Source organism: Chryseobacterium sp. GW823-FHT05E08 (assembly GCF_058795655.1).
Genome location: NZ_JBXAHY010000001.1, coordinates 1,048,023 through 1,069,504, shown reverse-complemented (window position 1 = coordinate 1,069,504; position 21,482 = coordinate 1,048,023). Strand labels below are relative to the sequence as shown.

The following is a 21,482-nucleotide window of genomic DNA, read 5'->3' as shown; positions in this document are numbered from 1 at the left end:
CTATAGTCAAAAAAGCGAATAGCAAACCAGTTTTATAATTAGATTTAAATTGAATCATTATTAATTTCTTTAATAGTTTTAGCAGGAATTCCACCGACAATTGTATTATCCGGAACATCTTTTGAAACTACCGCTCCGGCTGCAACAACTGCATTTTCACCAATCGTTACACCAGGTAAAATCGTTGCATTAGCACCGATCCAGGCATTTTTTTTGATGAGAATTGATTTAGCAATCAATCCTTTTCTTTCATTGGAATTTAATGGATGATTTTCTGTGATAAGATTGACTTTTGGTCCAATTAAAACATCGTCTTCAATTGTAATTCCACCTAATGCAAGAAAAGTACAGTCGAAATTGATGAAGACATTTTTGCCGATATGAATGTTCTTTCCGTAATTGATGTAAACAGGCGTGAAAATGGCAACGTCCTGAACTTTTTTATCTAAAATCTCACTTAGCAGCTCCGTAATTTCATCAGGATTTAAAGATTTATTCATTTGAACGAGCAATGCCTTTACAGCAAAAGCTTCCTCTCTCAACCTGCCAATTTGCGGATCGTTGGGAAGAATAGTTTCACCAGCTAAAAGCCGATCAAAAATATCTCTTTGAAAGATATAAGAATCTGAAATGTTGTTTGAATGTGACATTGTATTGGCTTTGATTTCCAGATACAAAGTTAGGCTTAGCTGCAGGCAAAGCAGTAATGATTATCAAACCAAAGATTAAGAAATTCAAACTTCGCTCAATCGAAAAGATTTAGGATTAGTCCCTGTTTGTTTTTTAAAGAAATTATTAAAATAAGTGGGGTAGTCAAAGCCCAGTGCGTAGGCAATTTCTGAAATGCTCCAATCTGTATGCTGTAAAAGGGCTTTTGCTTCGGTGACGATTCGTTCTGTAATATGTGTTGTTGTAGATTTTCCTGTCACTTCTTTTACGGCACGATTCAGATAATTGATGTGCACGTTCAGATGTTGTGAGTAATGCTGTGCTGTTCTTAATTTTAGGGGACTTGAAGTAGTCTCGATCGGAAATTGTCTTTCCAGCAATTCCATGAAAACAGATGTAAGTCTGGAAGATGCATTCTTGTTCTGCTCATAATTTTCAGAAGGCTCCATCTTCAGAGATTCGTGAATAATAAGACTGATGTAATTGCGGATCAATTCATCTTTGAATACATACTCACTATCCTGCTCTGCAATCATTTTCCGAAAAATGGTATTAAGAAAAGTTCTTTGCTCTTCCGTAATTTTCAGAACTGGCGTTCCTCCAATTTTAAAGAAGGAAGATTGTTGCAGGCTTTCTGAACGTTCAGAATTTTTAAAGAATTCTTCCGAGAAAAGAATAGTATAACCCACATAAGTTGTCGAAATAGTTTCCCAAGAGTAGGGAATATGCGGATTGCCAAAAAAAAGGATCGTACCTTCCTGCTCATAGGTTTTATCTGAATAGTGGATCTTGCTTTCGCCTGTTGTCAGGCAGATCTTATAAAATTCTTTTCTGCTGTAGGTTCTTGTGTCAGCACTGTCCTGTTCTATTTGGAATGCCTTAAAACCCTGAAGTTTCAGTTCATTATTGAACTCTGAAATGACTCTCTTCACCTTTTCTTTCATTTAGTAAAGTTAAAAAATTCAAATATACTTATATCGAATATGATATTAGTTGAAATATTGGCAATTCCTGAACGTTTATAATTATATATCGGCGTAAAGCCTTGCAACAATTTTTGTTGCAAGGCTTTACTTTTAAATGAGCGTGGAAGATCAAGAAATTGACCTTGATTCTATAATCAGGAAATGAGCCACGCGGTCTTTTATCAGCCATTTTTCATTTTGCTTCACATAGAGGTCTTCATATTTTACACTATAGTCGGTCAAAATATCTTTTCCTTCAGCTTCTCTGATCATTTTGATCTGGGCGAAGGAAATACCGGTGGCACTTTCGTTTTCAATCTTTACAGTATGCTGCCCGTTGAGAGTAAAATACGTTTTCACTTGTGAAGCGTGAAGATTGAAATCCCGTTCCATATTTTCTCTTCCTGAAACGTCTGCTACCAGAGCACCATTCATATGTACCTTATACGTTACATCGGGCGTGAATAGATCCATGACTTCGGAGATTTTCCATTCGTCGCTCAAGTAAGCATAATCATCGATAAGGTTTCTTAGGTCTTCCTTTGCCTTTAAAATTTCTACTGTCATAATTTTGTTGTTTAATGAATTTTAAAATTACTTTCTGTCATTACTGTTGACAAAATTATATTATATTTGCTTACAATTTATTAGTCGTTACCTAAAGGTTATGAACTAATTAAAATAAAGCTATGGCAGAAAAAGAAGAAAATCAAATAGATAATAAAGCATTTACAGAGGAATGCCATAAAGTTTTAATGGCTATGTCAGATGCTTTGTATGCGATTGGAGGCAAATGGAAACTGATGATTATCATCGCCATGGGAAGAGGCAACAAACGATTTACAGAGATTCAAAGACAGGTATCGGGAATTTCGGCCAGAGTTCTTTCAAGTGAATTGAAGGAACTTGAAATGAACGGTTTTATCATCAAAAAAGTAGAAAATGGATATCCGGTGACAATAGAATATGAACTGCTTCCTTATAGCTACACTTTGGAAGAAGTGGTCGCGGCGATGACAAAATGGGGAATGCAGCATCGTGAGAAAGTCAAGGCTGAAATGTCATCCGGCAAGTCAGAGAAATAGTTTTAAAAATAATTAAGACTTTTAATTAAGTCCTAATTATTTTTCTGCTGCCATCATTTTACAACGCCTGCCCAAATGTAATCAGGTTACTGTCCGGATCCAGTAATGAGAACTCTTTCTGACCCCACGGTCTATCATCCAGATCGCCTGCCGCATGGATCTCAATATTTTTTTTGAGACAGTTTTGATAAATTTCCAAATTGTTCTAACATTATGATTTACTATTTTAATGTTAAGCAAATATAGAAAGACTTAACGGGATAAAGATATCTTAGAAACATTTTAAAATCCCTAATAAAAGCATAGCCAAATTAATAAATGAATTAAGATGTCTAGCCTGGCTTAATAAAAGATCGTTCCCTAAATGATAAAATTGGAAAAGAAAAAGCCCCAATAAATATTGAGGCCGGCAATTAACAGTAAAATTACAGTTTATTTATGTTTACCGTATCTGTTCCCTGTTTTTGAATTTTTATAAGTGCCTCCTTTATGGGAACTTCCTTTTCCACTTTTATAGGTTCCGCTGTGGCTTGACGAATGCTTGCTGCCTGAGTACCTCTTTTGTGCTTTTAAAGATTGGAACGAGATCAGCAACAAGAGCACTGTTATTAAGGAGATAAGTTTTTTCATGATGATTAATTGATTTAATTTAATGAATAATTGGACTTTTTTTCACCGGGCTTGTGAATGTGAGGTTTCAATGCAGGGTGCTGCGGTTGTGATTCTGGCGTGACCCTTCTTCTCCTGTCCGGCGTTCCGTCCGGTTTATCCGGCTTTGGACCTGGTTTGATCGATTCTACTTTGTTCATTTTTTTTATTAATTTTTGGTTAAACATAAGTAAAGATAGTTCAAGCCTGAAAGAATGTGTTATGGGTTTCCGTAAATATTAAAAATAATATTGCTGTATAATGTAGGTTCAACGTATTTTAATAAATTATTGACTAATTGTACTTGCTTGATCATTATCGGCATAGATTTTTATCTGATAGCAATAGCATATGTTTAAAAAGTCTTATAGGGAAAACGTGATTTGGATCACATCAAATTAGTGATTCAGATCCTGTTATCAGAAGACATATACTTTTTAACTTTGAGTAATAATATAAAGAAATATAAAAATGAGCAAAAAAGTTTTATTCGTGCTTACGAGCCACGATGAATTAGGGAATACAGGTTTAAAGACCGGATTTTGGACTGAAGAATTAGCGGCTCCTTATTATGCATTGTCAGATAAAGGAATCGAAATAACATTGGCATCTCCAAAGGGTGGTCAGCCTCCAATTGATCCGAAAAGTGAAGATCCATCATCTCAAACGGATGCTACACGCAGAATGGACAGTGATGAGGTTTTAAAGGAAAAATTAAAAAACACCCACAAATTATCCGAAGTCAAAAGTGAAGACTTTGATGCCGTATTTTATCCAGGAGGACACGGTCCTTTGTGGGATCTGGCTGAAGACAAGGTTTCACAAGACCTTATTGTAGATTTTTATACCAACGATAAACCTGTAGCATTCGTTTGCCACGCACCCGGAGTTTTGAAGGATGTAAAAATAGACGGTGAGTATCTGGTAAAGGGTAAAAATGTCACGGGATTTACTAATACCGAAGAAGAGGCTGTACAACTTACAGAAATAGTTCCGTTTCTGGTTGAAGATACGCTGAAACAGAATGGTGGATCATACAGTAAAGTTGAAGATTGGGCACCTTACGCTGTGGTTGACGGAAGACTGATCACAGGACAAAATCCTGCTTCATCTGAAAAGGTGGCTAAGGAACTTTTGAAGCTGATTTAGTTTTTTTCCAAAGGATCAGACCTTGATGTTCGACTGTAAAATAATTCTATTCTTTTTAGGAAAAATTAGGATAATCAGATCTTTTTTAAAATACAATTAACACCACCATTCACCTTCAAATGTATTTAGTTTCCATAATTTTGTAGAGGAAATACTTTTAAGAGGTTTTCATGGTTATTAGTTTTTATCCCCATATTATTTGGGGATTTTTTTATGACCATTATGGCTATATAGTAGGGAACCGGTTATTATTTTTTTTAAATAAAAGATCAGCTAACTATTGACATAATTCCCTTACTTTTCCCTTGAACTCCATACAAGGAAAATGACCCACTGAACGATCTTTGATTAATGAAGCCGTATTTTCATCTTTTCTGAGCAGATCAATATGACTCTGCAAAGCGTGTAACTTAAATTCAGTGAAATATTCGGAGAACCTAAATTTGACATAGGCTTCCTGTTCTTTATAAACATAGCCATCATTACAGATCCGATAAAACTTTCCGAAATGTGCTGTTCCATTACGACCTGCTCTGGGCACATAGTCTTTATAGTTAACGATATCATAGACGATAGAACCATATTTCTCCCGCAATTCAGCATTGATCTGACAGGTAACAGCCAAAGGTGGTGCAAAATGATAAGCACCTTTAAAATTAAGCTGATGATATTGGAGTGGAAGAATAAATAACTGCGCTAAGGCCGCACCAAGAGAATGACCTGTTAAATAGATAGGAAAAGTTCTCATATCAGCTTGTGGATTCACTTCCATAATTTTCTTTTTGATCTTCTCAACCAAATTTTCCTTTTGCATCAAACGCATCAGAGACCTTCTGAATCCACCGTGTCCTGCCGGCATATTGGACAACTCATCATTAAAACCTTTTGAATTTTCATAATTCCAATATTTTGAGTCCGTGAGCCAGTCTTTAAGAACAGAAGGTTCGGTACCTCTGAATGCAATCACCATAAAGTCCTTGTTCGCCCATAGCAAAACCTGGTTGTGATGTATACCATATGAATCATCAATTAAGGTATAACTGATTTTGTTTTCCGGATAATTCTGATTGACCTGTTGCTTGAGAATTTCAATATTGCGCTCATTCCAATAGGCAACTTCAGAAATCTGCGCACAAAACAATACCGTCTTTTGATCGTATTCTGAGAAATCCTGATTAAAATTGGATGGATTGATATCCGAGAGCAGGACATCCTGACCTGGAGAAAGACCCGCCATAGCGAGAAATAGGAAGAATAGTTTTTTCATGGGTTAGTTTTTTGGTTCAATATAAATGTACAAAAAATTAATAATCAGTGTGTTATATTTAAATTAAATAAGTTCAGCGATATAAATCTTTTCGGTACTACGAAAAGGTAGTGATTTTATGTGATGTTCAATTTCCAACTTTACCCCAATAAAAGTTGATCAACTGTTCAAATCATTATTAACATCAAAAAATCACGTTATGAATATCGAAAGAACAGAATTTATAGCATGGATGGAAAGGATCATGGAACGATTTGACATCCTGAAAGAGCAAGTGTCATCCAGCCAGACCAGATTTATTGAGATTGACGGCGAGGTATTGCTTGACAATCAGGATGTGCTGCAACTCCTAAAGATCAGCTCCAGATCGTTGCAACGCTACCGTACCAATAAAAAGCTGCCCTATTACACCATCAGTGGCAAGATCTATTACAAGCTGTCCGATGTCCATCAGCTTATCAGAGAATGTCTAAGTTCATAAGAGGACAGAGACATTAACAGCCAAAGAAATATCTATAGTACCAATTCCTGACTATCGACCAAAAGTGCATTTATTTTCGTCTCATTAAAATTGATCGTAATGGAAGAAGCAGTACAAAATGAAACGAATAAAATCAAGCCGGTGTCAGACACACTGCTTGTTCTGAATATCAGCACCAATGCTGTTGAGATGGTCAAGGGGGTGGACAAAGATGGAAACCTTCAAAAGTTCCCGCCAGATGAGAAGAGGGACAACGACCAGTTGATCCGGGTTGACAAGTACGGCGATCTCTTCTCCAACTTCTTTTCCAATTTCTACCGGCAGCTTAAAAACCCTTCGCATTTTAATTTCTTCAAGGTTTCGGAATATGATGCCGTTAAAACCGCACAAGACCTTCAGCAATATGTCGATCAGGCATCCCCTGAAGAAAAGGAAAAGCTGAAAGAATATCAAGTCTTACCAAAAAATACAAACCCAATAAAAAATCAGAATACAATGGAAAACAACACAGAAACTCAGGAATACCGTTTCCAGCCGGAACAGATCGACTGGAAGACGATGGAAAAATTCGGGCTTAACAAGGAAAAGCTTGAAAAAATGAATGCTTTGGATCCTCTTCTTAGAGGCTTCAAGACCAATACCTTAATTCCCATTACCATCAATCTGGGAACAGCGGTCAGCAAGATGGATGTACGGCTATCACTTCAAACCGCAGACAACGGAGATGTTTCCGTTAACCTGCACGGCATCCGCAAAGAGCCAAACTACAACCTCAAGTTTCTCGGTCACGAGTTCACCGACGAAGACAAAAAGAACCTTAAAGAAAGCGGAAATATGGGCAGAGTTGTCGATCTGGTCAATCCCAAGACCGATGAGGTCATCCCATCCGTCATCAGCCGTGACCGGCTGACCAATGAGCTGGTCGCTTACAGGGCAGAGTATATGAAGATCCCTGATGAGATCAAAGGCATCAAGCTTGACGACCACCAAAAACAAACATTGTTGGAAGGGAAGCCGCTTTATCTGGAAGGAATGACCTCCAAAAAAGGAGAGTTGTTCGATGCGACCGTACAATTCAATGCAGACAAGCGCTATGTTGAATTCATCTTCAACCAGAACCAGCAATCACAACAGCAGAACCCATCCAGTCAGCAAAATCAATCCAAAGGCGGGGAAGCCCCGAAAGTATTCCGAGGTAAGGAGCTTGATGATGCACAATATGAAAAGTTCAAAGCAGGGCAGACGGTGTATGTTGACGGTCTTGTCGACGGCAAAGGAAAAGCCTATCAAGGCTATATCACCTTCAATAAGGAAACATCTAAAACGGACTTTTCTTTTACCAACCCCAACAAATTGAAAGAAAAAGCCCAGCCTTCAGAAGACCATAAAACCCAGAAGGCGGTCAATTCAGATGGCAAGACCAATGAAGCTACCAAGAACATCAAAGAACCATTAGAATCCAAACAGCAACAACCTGCCAACAAACAGCAGGAAGCCCAGCAGAAGAAACCGACCAGGTCCAAAGGGCACAAGATGTAATCCAAGACTTACAATTACAATCACAAAAACAATTCCAATCATAATAAATCCAATCCTATGAAAGCCATTATCGCAGAAAAACCCAGTGTCGCAAGAGAGATCGCCCAATTGTTAAATGCCAACGAAAGAAAAGACGGTTACCTGGAAGGCAACGGTTACTGCATAACCTGGGCATTAGGTCATTTGGTGTCATTGGGAATGCCGGAGGATTATGGTATAAGAGGCTTTGATAAAGCCTCTTTGCCTATCTTTCCTTATCCATTCCTGTTGATCCCAAGACCCATCAAAAAGCAAAACCAAAAAGGCTATCAACCTGATCCTTCCGCACTCAAACAGCTAAAAATAATAAAAAATATCATCTATCGATGCGAGAGCATCATTGTAGCCACCGATGCAGGAAGGGAAGGAGAGCTCATCTTCCGATATGTCTACCACTATCTTAAATGCACCAAACCTTTCGAAAGGCTGTGGATCAGTTCTCTGACTGAAAAAGCAATACAAGACGGTTTCAAAAAACTTCAACCAGGCTCTGTATTCGACGGCTTGTATGAGGCAGCAAAAGCCAGAAGCGAAGCCGACTGGCTGGTAGGAATCAATGCCACCCAGGCATTGAGTATTGCTGCTAACCAAGATGTATTTTCTTTAGGAAGGGTACAGACCCCGACACTGGCTTTGATATGCAAAAGATATGAAGACCATTACAATTTTACCCAAAAGAAATACTTCAAGATCCAGTTAAAGCACCGAAAAGAATATTTGGATTTCATCAGCCAGTCAACCGAACAATGGGAAGACAAAAAACAGGCAGAGCAGATCCTAAGATCCATAGAAAGAGAGAGCAGAGTCTCTGTAGAGAATGTCTCAATCCAAACTGTAAAAGAACCATCACCTCTTCTTTTTGATCTGACAGAACTTCAGAAGGAAGCCAACAGAAAGTTAGGTCTATCAGCTGATGAGGTTTTGCAGACCGCACAATCACTTTACGAAAAGAGATTCATCACGTATCCACGAACCGGAAGCAAATACATTCCTGAAGACCTCTGGACGGAAATCCCGGAGCTGGTCAGAATCTTAAACACAACCGATCAATTCAAACCCGCCATTTCAACCCTCAAATTTGGCAGCTTCAACAAAAGGATGGTGAATAACCTCAAGGTTACCGACCATCACGGACTGTTGATCACCACAAAAATACCGTCTGCACTCACTGCAACCGAGAAAGCCATCTATGATATGATCGCATTCCGTTTACTGGAATCCCTTTCAGAACATTGCAGCAAACAAGTCAGTCATATTACGCTTAAAGTATATCTGTTGATATAAACTGGCTGTAAGAAGTAAGCTTTTTGCTTTATTTAAAGGAGTTTTTGAAGATTTGTAAAGAGAATCTGCAACTTTAAATGCCTTAGGCATTGATTGCATAGAAGTTTCCACGTGAGTTTTTATACAAATGTGATCGAAATTATTTTTATTCTGTGCAGGGACCAAAATAAACAATAATAGAATAAACGGGTACAGGTACTTTACCATTATATTTTTATAAGATTATATAAGTAATTAATCTTTTTTATAATGAATAAAAGGAATTTAGCAGCGCAAAAATAAGGATATTTTTAACGAATAAATGGAGTAATTCTTAATTATGGGTTGTGAATTACTATTCATAAAATATTAAAATTATCTCGCTTCCCATTACACGGGGCATGAGAGGAATTCATGATTCATATGATTTATAACATATGTAAATTCATGAAATTTTCTTGTTTTTATTACTTTAAAAAATGTAACCGTATGCACAGATTATTTAAAACCTTAAAGTTTCAAAAAAATATTAAGATTAGTAAATATTCGAAAATTTATAAAAAGCCTTATTTGTACTTTAGTCTACATAGGCGAAGTTTAGAATCCAGTCTGTTTGATTTTATTTCGATGTGTCTCACCCCAAATACTTAGCTCTGCCAGCACATTTTTTAATGTATGCGTATATTCTGTGGCTTCGTAAATAATACTGACCGGGGTAGTGGGAAATACTTTGCGCTCTATAAAGAAATTAAGCTCTAAATCTTTCAGTTCATTAGATAAAACTTTTGGAGATATACTGCCCATTTCTTTTTGAATTTCATTAAAACGCTTTGGTGACTGTACCAGACAAAGTATCAGAGGCAATTTCCATCTTCCGCTAAGAACATACATTGCATCGATGACGTTTTTAAGAGAACCGTCACATTCTGTTTTGGTCGGAAGGGTTTTATTTTCAGTGATTTCCATTACAACAAAGATAAGGACTTTCCTAAAAGTAACCGCTATCCTTTGGGTAACTGATTACTAATGTATACTTAGCGGTCATAACTTTGTCTTGTTAAAATTATTAAATAAAATTTTATGAAACGTATCCTTCATTTGAAGTCGAGCCTGCTAGGCAAAGAATCATACAGCATTAAACTTGGCAATGCTATTATCGAAAAAATACAGGAAAAATATCCTGAAAATGAACTTGAAGAATTGAATCTGGTAGAAATGGAAATGCCACATCTGACTCCAAAAGTTCTGCACACACTTTTTACTCCTTCAGAAAAACTGAACGAAGATGAAAAAGAATCTATTCGCCTGTCTGATGAATTGGTTAAACAGTTAATGTCATCCGATATCATCGTGATTGGAGCTCCATTGATTAATTTCACCATTCATACCTCATTAAAAGCTTGGATCGATCATATTACCAGACCCGGTATTACTTTTGGTTATGGAGAAAATGGACTTCCGATGGGGAAAGTGACGGGGAAAAAAGTGTATGTCGCAATGTCTTCCGGAGGTGTTTATTCTGAAGGTCCTGGTAAAGCTAATGATTTTGTTGCGCCTTATTTAAAGGCTTTCCTTGGCTTTTTAGGAATGACAGACGTTACGGTTATTCGTGCTGAAGGACTTAAAGTTCCCGACTTGAAAGATTATGCAATGAAGAAAGCAATTGACAGCATTCAGATTGATTAATTATTAAAATATATTTCAAAGTAAAGAGAATCAATATAATATCAATTTTTTTAGTATATTAGTAATTCACTAAAAAACGAATTACTATGAAAAATTTAAAGAAACTTTCACGCATTGAATTAAGATCCTTAAATGGAGGAATTGTTAACTGTGCTAATATTCCACCTAAGGATTGTCCATGTAATCCACACACTACTTATAGATGTAATGGGGTATGTATCCCTTTGGGACAGGCTTGTCCTATTGGACCCATATCTATAGACTAAAGAAAAACTAAATTCAAATATAAAGGCTACTGTTGAAGTAGTCTTTATTATTTAAAAAAGTGGAATTTTTTACACTTTATGGTCTGATAGAGCGGAACTAGAATTTTCCTCGTACAGCTTAGCATTGCTCCATTTAGCATATTTTGAAGGAACGATTTTATAACCTTTCTTATAACTGTAGACTTTTGTGAATTCAACGCCAAAAAATACAAGCATACAAGAATAATTGATCCACAACATGATCAAAATAACCGTTCCTGCAGTTCCAAATGTTGAAGTAGGTTTAAATTCATTAAAATATAAATTCAGCAAAAATTTACCGAAGGTAAAAAGAATAGCAGTAAGAAATGCACCTCTCCAGACAGGTTTCCAGCTAATTTCGGCATCAGGTAACATTTTAAACATCAAGGCAAACAAAAGCATAACAACCGCAAAAGCGATGATGAAATTAATAATTTCAAAAAGTAAATACGTTTCCAGTCCAAAATATCTTGTTATGAAATTGCTGAATAAACTTATGGCAGAAGATAGTATCATGGTGACCATCAACAAAAAACCTAATATAAGGATCATTCCCAATGAGTTAGCTCTGTCCAGGATAAATTTTTCCCAGGCTTTTTTAGGGGCTGCTTCTACATCCCATAAGTTGTTTAATGATTTCTGCAACTGAAAAAATAGAGTAGTAGAACCGAAAACAAGTGATCCGATTCCGACGACCTTCATGATGATATTCTCTTTATCAATTAATGCTCCGCTCACCATGCCCTCAACGCTTTTGGCGGCTTCAGCACCCATCAGACCGCTGATCTGATGACTAATCTCACCCTGAATTGCTTCCTGTCCGAAGAAATATCCGGCTATCCAGATAATGATAATAAGAAGTCCGGGAATTGAAAATATAGCATAATAAGCCAGACTTGCCGAATTTTCCGAGGCGGTAGATTTATTCCATTCTGTAAAGGTTTCTTTTAAGACCTCCCAGAAGAACTTTATATTGCTTATCATATTTTTTATTTTTAAGTAATGGTTATAAAATCAAATCGTCTAGCGATGAACTTATCCAGTAATTGTACTGCGTTTTTATTGACATAAAAGACTCAGAGGATACATAAATATATTTAATCTGAATATTTAAAACGTAGCAATGTTTTTGCCAATTTTCTAGTATTTGGATTTTATGTACGCTGTTTTGATATGAATAAACATTAAAATTCAATTATAAGATACCACATGAAGTTGCTATTACTATCTTAAATTTTATTCTTAGAGCAAATTTTTAAATAATAAGCTTCGTGAGTTTTTTTAGACTAATTAAAATAATAGTGAGATTAAATCCCTTAATAGTGGGGTTTTGTATAAGATTGAAAATTTAATATCATTATTATAATTGTAAACATAATGTGAATTAAATATTTAATGTAAAATAAATATTCAATATTGTGTGATAAAAAGTGTAATGAATGGATTTTTTTTATATTTTTAACACCTAAACTAATACCCGAAAATACAATGACAACGATTTATATCCCAATATCTACGTAATCGTAATACTTTACATATAATCCTATTTTATTTCAATTGAAAAATAAGCCTCATCCGATGATAGGCTTGTCTTACTATGTCAATAAAACAAATTAAAAAATATTAAATACAACAAAGACTTAAAACTAAATCAACCAAATCAATCCTATGGAAAACCACACACACGCTCATGGCTGCACACATTGCGCCTGCAACAATCCTGTTTTAGAAATTCTTAAAGAAGAACTTTTCAGTCCCGAAAATTTGGGAAAAATGAAGTCTAAATCGGCACAAAATGCCCAACAACAACCTCAGTCACTTTTGATCAGCGGAGGAACGATCCGACCAATGATTGGCGGTTCAACAGATACAGTTGAAGCTATCGGGATAGCCAATGGAAATGTTGTTATTGCCGGAAGCCATCTTAAAGTGGAAGAATTTATGATTAAAAACCATCATGGATTTACACCAAAAAAATTAACAGGCACACAAACTTTACTTCCAGGTCTGATAGAGCCACACGTTCACATCGTTCCGACAGCAATGATGACCGCTTGGATAGACGTGAGCCCTTTTAAAGAACAAGACTTACTGGAAGAATACGATTTGACTACTGTTGGAAAAGCGATCAACGGTAATCTTCCTACAAAGTCCGGATATGTTATTTTAGGCAGGGGATTAGATCCATCGCTGATGCCTTTTGTAGATAATAATGGGGTAAAAGAATTGGTAACTATCGATAATACAGTGCTTGACGGCATTAATTCGGATATACCTATGATGTTATTAAGTGCTTCTATGCATACGCTTTATTTAAACACCAAGGCACTAACTTATGTGTATGATCACAATCTTGAACTGCATTTAAAGTATAAATCAGCAGCTGATTATATAAGTGCAACCAATGGCCAGCTTCAGGAAAGTTTGGAAATGACACCGGCATTGAAAGTAATAAAAGAACAGGTTATTGCTATGGCTCAAGATATTGATACCTATCTTACAGAGCTTTTTCAATTGGCAAATTCAAGGGGAGTTACTTTTATGTATGATGCAGGACTGAACAGTAATTTTGAAAAACTGTTGACTACCTACTTGGGCAGTAATACGGAGTTAGTAAGAACGGGTGGAGCATTACTTTGTGCTAATCAGTCGGAAGCTGATGGTTTGGGAACTTACACACCGCCAGTTAATTACGAGTCGGTATATTATGGGCATGTTAAAGTAGTTTCGGATGGTTCAAACCAAGGGTTAACCGGTTATCAGAGTACGCCTTATATATGCAATCCTGCTGATAATATTGGGATATTCAATTTTCCGCAATCAGGGATTCCTGCAACTACGATTCCGCCAAATTATGATAAATTAATTAATACAGTGGTTGCGGGCAAAGGCTGGCCTCTGATGGTGCATGCCAATGGAGACCAGGCGGTATCATTTGCTATAAATGCTTATCAAAGTGCGCTTGCTCAATACAGAGGACCAGAGCTTCGAAACCGTATAGAACACTGCTCGCTTCTAACAAGCAGTCAGATTACCCAAATGCTGCAAATGGGTGTTTCGCCAAGTTTCCTTATCGGACATGTAGGGTATTGGGGATATGCTTTTAGTAAAGTAATATTCGGTGAAGAGAAGGCGCAAATGCTTGATCTTTGTGGTTCAACTCTTGCAGTCGGCATGAGAATTACCCTTCATAGCGACAATGAGGTAAGTCCATTAGGCCCTTTGAGAATGATGGAACAATCCATTACAAGAATTATGGAAAAGCATAAGGAAACTAAAGAAGTATTAAATAAAGCCGAATGTCTTACTCCCGAGCAGGCATTGATTGCTGTTACGTATGATGCTGCATGGCAATGTTATGCAGATCAGTGGGTTGGCTCATTAGATAAAGGTTACTTTGCGGATTTCGTTATCTTAGGAGAAGATCCGCTTTCAATGACTACTGAATCTTCACAATATATGAAAATGAGAAACATTCCGGTATTGGAAACATGGTTGGGCGGTGTGCTTGTTTATACTCCAGAATCATAATAAAGAAAAGTATAGTTAAAATAAGGATGACTTTTAAGGCATCTGTTAAAAAATATCCCTTGCTCAGGCAGGGGATATTTATTTTTGAATAATTGAGTGAATTTTTTCAGTCTTTTTTATTTCTGGGATCATCTTTTGGATCTAAATAACTTATTCCCAACGGTCCGATTGCAGTAACCTGTGTAATATAATCCCCCGATTTTGCCCAATGAAAATGGGGAGTATTTGCGGGGAGTACAAGTACACTTCCCGGAGGATATGCCTTCAACTTTGAGTCTTCGAATTTATTTCCAATTCCAATATAAAATACCCCTGATATCACTGTATAAATACGGTCTTCCGGGTGAATATGCGGTTCAAGCTTTAATCCTGCAGGTACTTTTACTCTTACTGTATAGAGTCCCGCTTTTGTAGGATCGCCAATCAATACTGAAAGACCTGCCGACTTTGGAAATGCAGGAAATGATGACCATTTGATGTCTTCAGGAAAGATGCTGTCCAATTTATTAGTTGCCAAACCCTGGGCTTGTACAATTGTTTTTGAAAAGAATATCATTAAAAATAAGATGAATGATAGTTTGTTTATTTTTTTCATGAGATATTTAATTTATAAGATTTTTATTTTTCTTGAGTATAGGGCAAAGTAAGTTAACATTTCCCTCTTGTCTGCGTGATGTACATCACATTATAGAATACTTGAGATGTTATATTTAAATAAATAAAATTCAGAGCTCAATTTTGGAGTCAAGTTTAAATATTTATGAAGTTTTATTTGTTTCATTATTAAGAGAAATATTATGCCTTTTTTGTGGATTTATCGTAATTAATTGATAGATAGGAGGTCGGCAGGATGGAGCAGGATGCTCATATTTGGGTTTGTAGGTAGATTGGTTAACACAAAATTAATACTTATGAAAAATAGAACTTTACTATTTAAGCAATCACTTAAATCTTTACTGTTTTGTGGATTGGCATTCTCCACTGTTGGTCTGGATGCTCAAACATTAGCGTTTCCGGAAGCTACCGGTTTTGGTAGATATACCACAGGAGCGAGAGGAGTCGCAAATCCTCAAATTTATCTGGTTACCAATTTAAATGACAGTGGACCGGGTTCGTTCCGTGACGCAGTAAGTCAGCCGGGTAGATTTGTTATCTTTAAAGTGGGAGGTATTGTTAATTTACAGTCAATAGTTGCTGTGCCTGCTAATACTACTATTGCCGGACAAACCGCTCCGGGAGAAGGAATTGTGTTTTTAGGGCCAAGGGTTTCATTTTCAGGAGCTAACAATACGATTGCGAGATTTCTTCGTCTTCGTTATGGTGGGACATCTCAAAATCAGGATGCTTCAGGGATAGCTAATGGTGCCAATATCATTTTAGATCACATGACTTTTACCTGGGGTACAGACGAAGTATTTTCTGTTAACTGGGATGGTAATGGGACGAGTCCGGATAATATAACGATTCAGAATTCTATTATAGGACAGGGAATGCATCGCCACAATCACTCTGCGGGAGGATTAATGCAACCTCCTCCAGGCGGAAAGATTAGTTTAATTGGAAATTTATACATCTGTAATAAAACCCGAAATAATAAAATAAAAGGGATTAATGAGTTTGTAAACAATGTTGTTTACAATTGGGGGAATTACGGAAATACGTATGGACACACTCAATCCGGAGAAGCTTACATTATGGGCGGAGATTCGGCAGGAGCTTCTTATGCGAATATTATCAACAATTATTTTATCGGAGGTCCAAATACAAATACTACGGTAACCACACCTTTTAGCGTAGGAAATGCCAATTTCAATTTATATGGTTCCGGAAATTATTTTGATAACAATAGAAACGGGGTTTTGGACGGAACTTTAGTTCCTCAAGACTTAATAGGATATCCTGTAGGAGATGCCAACGCAATCATGGCGGCTCCGTATGATTATCCGATGAAAAACACGACAGTAACGGCGCAAACTGCATTCGATAATATTGTTGCAAAGGTAGGAGCTTCGTATCCGAGACGTGATCAGGTAGATAATTTAATAGTTTCAGATTTACAATCGAAAGGAACAACTGCGACTTATGTTTATGTACAAACTGATTTAACGACACAATTTGGTTTTACCAATGGAGGTGCAGGACATGTTTACGGTGCTCCGGCTCCTTTAGATACAGATAATGACGGGATGCCGGATGCGTGGGAAACTGCCAACGGATTGAATCCAAATGTTTTTGATGCTTTAAATGTAAGCACAACATATGCTCCATATTTGAACATTGAAGTTTATATTAATAATTTAACAAATACACCGGCTCCGGATTTTATTATTCCGCCATCGAATTTGAATTTCACAAATGCAGCTACAACGGGATCTACACCTTCAAGTTCTTTAACAGTTAACTGGAATGATAATGCTGCTAATGAAACCAATTATGTATTAGAGCGTTCTCCCGATGGAACAACTTTTTCAGTCATTGCAATACTTCCTGCGAATACAACGAGTTATAATGAAACTGGTTTAACACCTAACACTCAATATTATTACAGAGTTAAAGCTATAAATTCGACAGAATCTTCTGTTTATACTTCAAATACAGTTACTACACCGCCAATTCCGGCAGCTCCAACACAGGCAGCGAACCCGACTCCGGCAAATGGTAATACTGGCGTTGAGCTGAACAATGGTAATCTGCTTTTAAAATGGACAGGCAGTGCAAACACCACAAACTATACAGTTTATTTTGGAACAAATCCTCAAAATTTAACCAATATCGCTACGGTACCTTATTCTGCTACACCATCGTATCAGCTTACGAATTTAAATCCGGCAACCAACTACTATTGGAGAATTGATGCAAACAATACGCTCGGTCTTGCAACAGGAAATGTGTGGAATTTCCGTGCAATAACACAAAGTATTGTCGGAAACTGGCCATTCATGGAAGCGCCTTCAGCAGGTGAACAGATTGCAGATTTAACATCTTTCGCCAATAATGGAACATTAAATGTAGCTTATGATAATGCAAGTGTAAGAGTTCCCGGAAGAGAAAATTATGCCCTTGATCTGGCGACTTCACCGAATACGCCGTACATAGCGAGTATTCCACATCAGGATCAGATCTTATTTAATACGAATTCTTTTACCGTTTCTTATTGGATGAAAGCTCCGGTAAGCATGATTCCATCGTCTTCGGCGACAAGTCTTTATGTATTATGTAAAGGTTCATTCACCAAGAATACGACAACAGGTGCGACCGGTAAACGTTTTAATGTTGAGATCAAAGGCGGTCAGCTGCGATATGCTATCGATGATGACGTTACAAAAAAAGAAATCACATCCCCAATTGCCAATTATTTTACCAACAACTGGGTTCATGTTGTGATCCAGAGAGATATTACAGCACACAAAATGAGAATTTATACCAATGGAATTTTAAGTGCTGAAGGAGACGAAACTGCAGTAACAGGTATTGGTGAAGCAAGCGATCTGATCATCGGAAACATCGGTGAACTTGAATTTTTGTCAACTGCCAATGCTCCGGCTCCTTACAAAGGTGCATTTGATGAGCTTAAAATGTACAATTATGCATTATCTCCAACGGAAATATCTGCTTTGTACAATGAGGCGGTATTGGGTAATGCGGAATTCAGTATCAGCAAAAATGTGGGATCTGTCTATCCAAATCCTGTGAAAGATCAGATTTTCATTAAACTTCCGGAATATAAAAAATCAAGCTTAACAGCGACAATTATGGATATGACAGGAAGAGTTGTTGTTAAAGAAAAAATAAATTCAAACGGAAACGGAATTTTTAATTTAAATATTTCCGATAGAAAAGTATCAGGAAATTATATATTGAATGTTTCAGGAGAAAATTTGAATAGTAATTTTAAGATTATTGTTAAATAGAAATTAGCTGATTTATACTTATGAAAAATCCTTTCAAATTTTTTGAAAGGATTTTTTTTGTTGAAGTTGGATAATAGTATGAAATCAATAAAAAAAACTCAAATTCCTGTTAACAAAACATTCTCTTCTCATTTTCATTAATCACATATTGCCATAATTGCAAAACAATTTTTTTTATATATTTGAAAACTAATGTTGTAAGATAAATACATCAGAAAAAACTAATAACCAACAAATTGATGAATAATATTGAGATTAGCGCATATATTGATGCTAAGAAAAAGAGTAAAATATACATTGAAAACGAAATTCGTGGTGCTCAGGATGTTTTGGCGCGAATGAAAGCTCAAAAGCCTGTAAAATGGTATCATAATTTTTACTACGTTCTAAAAAGAGTAGTTTTTATTTTTCTTGCTTCGATAGCTTTTTTGCTTTTGATAAGTACTTTTACGAGTGAAGATGTTTACCAAAAATATTTCGATGAGCATTATGATCAGATTGTTACAGGATTTTTAAATGATAATTTTGGAACACATTCTGAAATCACAGTTTCGCAAACTTCTGCTACGGATCAGAAAATATCCAAGACCATTTCAACTCAAAAAATACGTGAGGATTTACGTCAGAAATTAGTAGAACAGGTTTTTGATTATTCACTTATTGCTTTACAAATACTTCTTGCCCTATTGGTCATTGTTTTCTGGTATATCGCGCGCTTAACAAGAAAATTTCATCTTAAAAACAAGCAGATACTTGACCATTATGAAATTAACTTAAATCTAATGAATCTATATTCAGAAGTTGTAAATGAGCAGAATTATGAGATTGAATTTTTAAATAGCGCAACAACACGTAAGATTTACTAATTTTAATAACCCCAACCCAAAGAAAAAAGAACAGTTTTTGCATAACACTATCCAATGACAAAACTATATCTTTTCTTACCAATCTTTTCTGCTTCAATTTTATTTTCTCAAAAAAGAGATTCGGCGACATTGATTTCGGAGGTGAAAATTGATGCGTACAAGAAACCTGCAAGTTTTATTTCTTCAACGAAATCAGTTTCAGTAGTTTCAGAAAATTTACTGTCTCAAAATACGCCCGAAAGAATGCTGGAATCTATCAACCAAATTCCGGGAGCAAGAATGGAGGAACGGTCGCCGGGAAGTTATAGGATTTCTCTTCGCGGAAGCACGTTGAGGTCACCTTTTGGCGTTCGTAATGTCAAAGTTTACCTCGATGATTTTATTCTGTCAGATGCTTCGGGCAATACATATTTTAACGTCATTTCACCGGAACTAATAGATAGAATGGAAATCTATAAAGGTCCTGAAAGCGGAGATTACGGATCTGTGACAGGCGGAACTGTTCTTCTTCAAACCAAAGATTCCGACAATCTTTCTGCAAATCTGTCGATTGGAAGTTATGGAACCTTTAACCAAAGTTTTGATGTGTCAAAGAAAGTGGGAAAGCATTTTTTTGAAGTTTTTCAAAATTATTATCAGACCGATTCCTACAGAGAACAATCTAAAATGCAACGGAAGCAGATTTTCATTAAAGATAATTTTCAGTATTCAGAAAAAGGGTCGCTTAAAGCGGTAGCCATTTATTCCGATCTGGATTACCAAACGCCGGGCGGGCTTACTTTGCAGCAGATGCAAACCAACAGAAAGCAGTCAAGGCCGGGAACTGCAACAATTCCGGGTTCAAAAGAACAAGAGGCCGGAATTCGTAATAAAATGTTTCTGGCAGGTCTTTCAAACGAATATCAGTTCAATCAGAATTTCTCTCATTTTATTTTAATTCAGGGTTCATATGTAGATTTTGAAAACCCGTTTATTACCAATTTCGAAAACCGTTTTGAAAAGAATTTTGCAATACGAACTCACCTGAATTTTGAAAAAAATTGGAGTACAATTTCTTTAGCCTACAGATTTGGTTTTGAGGGCGGAATTAATGATATTTTGGTTAAAAACTATGACAATAATAAAGGTTTTGAGGGCAAACCGCAAAATTTTGATCAAATTAAGAACACTTCAGGATTTTATTTTCTTTCTCAGAAGCTAAATTTTAATGAAAAATTATTTACCGATATTTCCATCAGTTTAAACTCAAATTCTTATGATTGGGAACGAATTTATCCGATATCAGAAAACGGAAAAGTAGCGTTTAAAAATCAATGGCTTCCTAATTTTGGTTTGACCTATCTTTTAGGAAAAGGCTTTTCAGTCCGCGGGAAAATAGGGAAGGGGAATTCTGCGCCGACGAATGAAGAAATCCGTTCATCGACTCAGGAATTTAATGCCAATTTAAGCCCGGAATATGGCTGGAATAAAGAAATCGGAATCAGAAAACAGTTTGGGAATTCTCTTTTTGTGGAAGGTAATTATTTTGATTTCCGACTGAAAGATGCGATTGTGAGGAGACAAAATGAAGCTGGACAGGAATATTTTGTAAATGCAGGAGAAACGGTGCAAAAAGGTATTGAAGTTCTTTTGGAATCTAAAAGTTTTGATTTGAAAAATGATTTTTTCAGTCGATTTAAATTTCGTTTTTCGGGAAGTTTTTACAATTTTAAATTTCAAAATTATCAGCAAAATGATAATGATTTTTCAGGAAATGAATTGACCGGAGTTCCAAAAACAACCATTAATTCTTTGGTGAATTTTACTTTTTTCAGAAAGCTTTCTGTTGATTATTCCCACTTTTACACCTCAAAAATGCCTTTGAATGATGCCAATTCTGTTTGGTCTGAATCTAATTTAGTTGGAAATATCCAATTCAGATTTCCTGTAAATGTTGATAAAACAAGACTGAATTTATACCTTCAAATTCAAAATCTTTATAATACAGATTATGTGTTAGGTTTTGATATTAATGCGTTCGGAAACCGTTATTATAATCCTGCCGCAAAAAGAAATTTTGTGTTGGGTGTTGAGGCGAAGTTTTAATTCAAAAGGCT

The 21,482-nt window shown here is 36.2% G+C and carries 18 protein-coding genes and 1 pseudogene; 11 read left to right on the top strand and 8 right to left on the bottom strand.

Features of this window, described 5'->3' with window-relative positions; all coding sequences use genetic code 11:
* Positions 1-44: 44 nt before the first annotated feature.
* From AC1Q7L_RS04965 to AC1Q7L_RS04955, 3 genes are all read right to left on the bottom strand, one after another.
* A complete protein-coding gene (locus tag AC1Q7L_RS04965) occupies positions 45-650 on the bottom strand; it encodes a DapH/DapD/GlmU-related protein (RefSeq protein ID WP_492306644.1) in 606 nt (201 codons plus the stop codon).
* 84 nt (positions 651-734) lie between these two features.
* Entirely contained in the window at positions 735-1,613 is an 879-nt protein-coding gene (locus AC1Q7L_RS04960) for a helix-turn-helix domain-containing protein (protein WP_492306643.1), read from the bottom strand.
* A gap of 150 nt (positions 1,614-1,763) precedes the next feature.
* The gene (locus AC1Q7L_RS04955) at positions 1,764-2,201 is read right to left on the bottom strand and encodes a nuclear transport factor 2 family protein (protein WP_492306642.1); all 438 of its coding nucleotides are present in this window, start codon (positions 2,199-2,201) and stop codon (positions 1,764-1,766) included.
* A gap of 122 nt (positions 2,202-2,323) precedes the next feature.
* On the opposite strand from AC1Q7L_RS04955, the gene AC1Q7L_RS04950 reads away from it, so the two are divergent.
* Positions 2,324-2,719: a winged helix-turn-helix transcriptional regulator gene (locus AC1Q7L_RS04950; protein ID WP_492306641.1), complete on the top strand. Its 396-nt coding sequence runs from the start codon at positions 2,324-2,326 to the stop codon at positions 2,717-2,719.
* Between the two features lie 644 nt (positions 2,720-3,363).
* Here the strand turns inward: AC1Q7L_RS04950 and AC1Q7L_RS04945 are convergent.
* Entirely contained in the window at positions 3,364-3,528 is a 165-nt protein-coding gene (locus tag AC1Q7L_RS04945) for a hypothetical protein (RefSeq protein ID WP_492306640.1), read from the bottom strand.
* Between the two features lie 310 nt (positions 3,529-3,838).
* Between AC1Q7L_RS04945 and AC1Q7L_RS04940 the strand changes: the two genes are divergently transcribed.
* Positions 3,839-4,516, top strand: a complete 678-nt coding sequence (locus AC1Q7L_RS04940) for a type 1 glutamine amidotransferase domain-containing protein (protein ID WP_492306639.1) — start codon at positions 3,839-3,841, stop codon at positions 4,514-4,516.
* Positions 4,517-4,793: 277 nt separating this feature from the next.
* Here the strand turns inward: AC1Q7L_RS04940 and AC1Q7L_RS04935 are convergent, their stop codons facing one another.
* Positions 4,794-5,753, bottom strand: a complete 960-nt coding sequence (locus tag AC1Q7L_RS04935; RefSeq protein WP_492306638.1) for a lipase family protein — start codon at positions 5,751-5,753, stop codon at positions 4,794-4,796.
* Positions 5,754-5,982: 229 nt separating this feature from the next.
* Here AC1Q7L_RS04935 and AC1Q7L_RS04930 point away from each other — a divergent pair, with 229 nt between their 5' ends.
* The 3 genes and pseudogenes from AC1Q7L_RS04930 to AC1Q7L_RS04920 form a co-directional block, all read left to right on the top strand.
* Positions 5,983-6,264, top strand: coding sequence for a helix-turn-helix domain-containing protein (locus tag AC1Q7L_RS04930; RefSeq protein ID WP_492306637.1), 282 nt, complete (start codon positions 5,983-5,985; stop codon positions 6,262-6,264).
* Positions 6,265-6,363: 99 nt separating this feature from the next.
* On the top strand, positions 6,364-7,803 hold the full coding sequence (locus AC1Q7L_RS04925; RefSeq protein WP_492306636.1) for a DUF3945 domain-containing protein: 1,440 nt from the start codon (positions 6,364-6,366) through the stop codon (positions 7,801-7,803).
* Between the two features lie 57 nt (positions 7,804-7,860).
* Positions 7,861-9,111 (top strand): annotated as a pseudogene (locus AC1Q7L_RS04920) (DNA topoisomerase); the annotation flags it as partial.
* A 591-nt stretch (positions 9,112-9,702) separates the two neighbouring features.
* Here the strand turns inward: AC1Q7L_RS04920 and AC1Q7L_RS04915 are convergent.
* Positions 9,703-10,071 (bottom strand): winged helix-turn-helix transcriptional regulator, encoded by a 369-nt coding sequence (locus AC1Q7L_RS04915; RefSeq protein WP_410690046.1) that lies wholly within the window; start codon positions 10,069-10,071, stop codon positions 9,703-9,705.
* 114 nt (positions 10,072-10,185) lie between these two features.
* Here AC1Q7L_RS04915 and AC1Q7L_RS04910 point away from each other — a divergent pair, with 114 nt between their 5' ends.
* Together AC1Q7L_RS04910 and AC1Q7L_RS04905 are read left to right on the top strand one after the other, a co-directional pair.
* Positions 10,186-10,791, top strand: a complete 606-nt coding sequence (locus AC1Q7L_RS04910; RefSeq protein WP_492306635.1) for an FMN-dependent NADH-azoreductase — start codon at positions 10,186-10,188, stop codon at positions 10,789-10,791.
* Between the two features lie 86 nt (positions 10,792-10,877).
* Positions 10,878-11,057, top strand: a complete 180-nt coding sequence (locus tag AC1Q7L_RS04905) for a bacteriocin-like protein (protein WP_410690048.1) — start codon at positions 10,878-10,880, stop codon at positions 11,055-11,057.
* A 69-nt stretch (positions 11,058-11,126) separates the two neighbouring features.
* Here AC1Q7L_RS04905 and AC1Q7L_RS04900 read toward each other — a convergent pair whose 3' ends face one another.
* Positions 11,127-12,062: a YihY/virulence factor BrkB family protein gene (locus tag AC1Q7L_RS04900; RefSeq protein ID WP_410690049.1), complete on the bottom strand. Its 936-nt coding sequence runs from the start codon at positions 12,060-12,062 to the stop codon at positions 11,127-11,129.
* Between the two features lie 684 nt (positions 12,063-12,746).
* Between AC1Q7L_RS04900 and AC1Q7L_RS04895 the strand changes: the two genes are divergently transcribed.
* Entirely contained in the window at positions 12,747-14,609 is a 1,863-nt protein-coding gene (locus tag AC1Q7L_RS04895) for an amidohydrolase (protein ID WP_492306634.1), read from the top strand.
* A gap of 106 nt (positions 14,610-14,715) precedes the next feature.
* Here AC1Q7L_RS04895 and AC1Q7L_RS04890 read toward each other — a convergent pair whose 3' ends face one another.
* Positions 14,716-15,204: a cupin domain-containing protein gene (locus tag AC1Q7L_RS04890; RefSeq protein WP_492306633.1), complete on the bottom strand. Its 489-nt coding sequence runs from the start codon at positions 15,202-15,204 to the stop codon at positions 14,716-14,718.
* 316 nt (positions 15,205-15,520) lie between these two features.
* On the opposite strand from AC1Q7L_RS04890, the gene AC1Q7L_RS04885 reads away from it, so the two are divergent.
* The 3 genes from AC1Q7L_RS04885 (at position 15,521) to AC1Q7L_RS04875 (ending at position 21,471) form a co-directional block, all read left to right on the top strand.
* Positions 15,521-18,520, top strand: coding sequence for a LamG-like jellyroll fold domain-containing protein (locus AC1Q7L_RS04885; protein WP_492306632.1), 3,000 nt, complete (start codon positions 15,521-15,523; stop codon positions 18,518-18,520).
* A 239-nt stretch (positions 18,521-18,759) separates the two neighbouring features.
* The gene (locus AC1Q7L_RS04880) at positions 18,760-19,386 is read left to right on the top strand and encodes a hypothetical protein (RefSeq protein WP_492306631.1); all 627 of its coding nucleotides are present in this window, start codon (positions 18,760-18,762) and stop codon (positions 19,384-19,386) included.
* A gap of 54 nt (positions 19,387-19,440) precedes the next feature.
* Positions 19,441-21,471, top strand: coding sequence for a TonB-dependent receptor domain-containing protein (locus AC1Q7L_RS04875; protein ID WP_492306630.1), 2,031 nt, complete (start codon positions 19,441-19,443; stop codon positions 21,469-21,471).
* Positions 21,472-21,482 lie beyond the last annotated feature (11 nt).

Bases quoted from the DNA above. Each gene is read 5' to 3' on its own strand.
- AC1Q7L_RS04965 (WP_492306644.1), bottom strand. From the start codon at position 650: ATGTCACATTCAAACAACATTTCAGATTCTTATATCTTTCAAAGAGAT.
- AC1Q7L_RS04960 (WP_492306643.1), bottom strand. From the start codon at position 1,613: ATGAAAGAAAAGGTGAAGAGAGTCATTTCAGAGTTCAATAATGAACTG.
- AC1Q7L_RS04955 (WP_492306642.1), bottom strand. From the start codon at position 2,201: ATGACAGTAGAAATTTTAAAGGCAAAGGAAGACCTAAGAAACCTTATC.
- AC1Q7L_RS04950 (WP_492306641.1), top strand. From the start codon at position 2,324: ATGGCAGAAAAAGAAGAAAATCAAATAGATAATAAAGCATTTACAGAG.
- AC1Q7L_RS04945 (WP_492306640.1), bottom strand. From the start codon at position 3,528: ATGAACAAAGTAGAATCGATCAAACCAGGTCCAAAGCCGGATAAACCG.
- AC1Q7L_RS04940 (WP_492306639.1), top strand. From the start codon at position 3,839: ATGAGCAAAAAAGTTTTATTCGTGCTTACGAGCCACGATGAATTAGGG.
- AC1Q7L_RS04935 (WP_492306638.1), bottom strand. From the start codon at position 5,753: ATGGCGGGTCTTTCTCCAGGTCAGGATGTCCTGCTCTCGGATATCAAT.
- AC1Q7L_RS04930 (WP_492306637.1), top strand. From the start codon at position 5,983: ATGAATATCGAAAGAACAGAATTTATAGCATGGATGGAAAGGATCATG.
- AC1Q7L_RS04925 (WP_492306636.1), top strand. From the start codon at position 6,364: ATGGAAGAAGCAGTACAAAATGAAACGAATAAAATCAAGCCGGTGTCA.
- AC1Q7L_RS04915 (WP_410690046.1), bottom strand. From the start codon at position 10,071: ATGGAAATCACTGAAAATAAAACCCTTCCGACCAAAACAGAATGTGAC.
- AC1Q7L_RS04910 (WP_492306635.1), top strand. From the start codon at position 10,186: ATGAAACGTATCCTTCATTTGAAGTCGAGCCTGCTAGGCAAAGAATCA.
- AC1Q7L_RS04905 (WP_410690048.1), top strand. From the start codon at position 10,878: ATGAAAAATTTAAAGAAACTTTCACGCATTGAATTAAGATCCTTAAAT.
- AC1Q7L_RS04900 (WP_410690049.1), bottom strand. From the start codon at position 12,062: ATGATAAGCAATATAAAGTTCTTCTGGGAGGTCTTAAAAGAAACCTTT.
- AC1Q7L_RS04895 (WP_492306634.1), top strand. From the start codon at position 12,747: ATGGAAAACCACACACACGCTCATGGCTGCACACATTGCGCCTGCAAC.
- AC1Q7L_RS04890 (WP_492306633.1), bottom strand. From the start codon at position 15,204: ATGAAAAAAATAAACAAACTATCATTCATCTTATTTTTAATGATATTC.
- AC1Q7L_RS04885 (WP_492306632.1), top strand. From the start codon at position 15,521: ATGAAAAATAGAACTTTACTATTTAAGCAATCACTTAAATCTTTACTG.
- AC1Q7L_RS04880 (WP_492306631.1), top strand. From the start codon at position 18,760: ATGAATAATATTGAGATTAGCGCATATATTGATGCTAAGAAAAAGAGT.
- AC1Q7L_RS04875 (WP_492306630.1), top strand. From the start codon at position 19,441: ATGACAAAACTATATCTTTTCTTACCAATCTTTTCTGCTTCAATTTTA.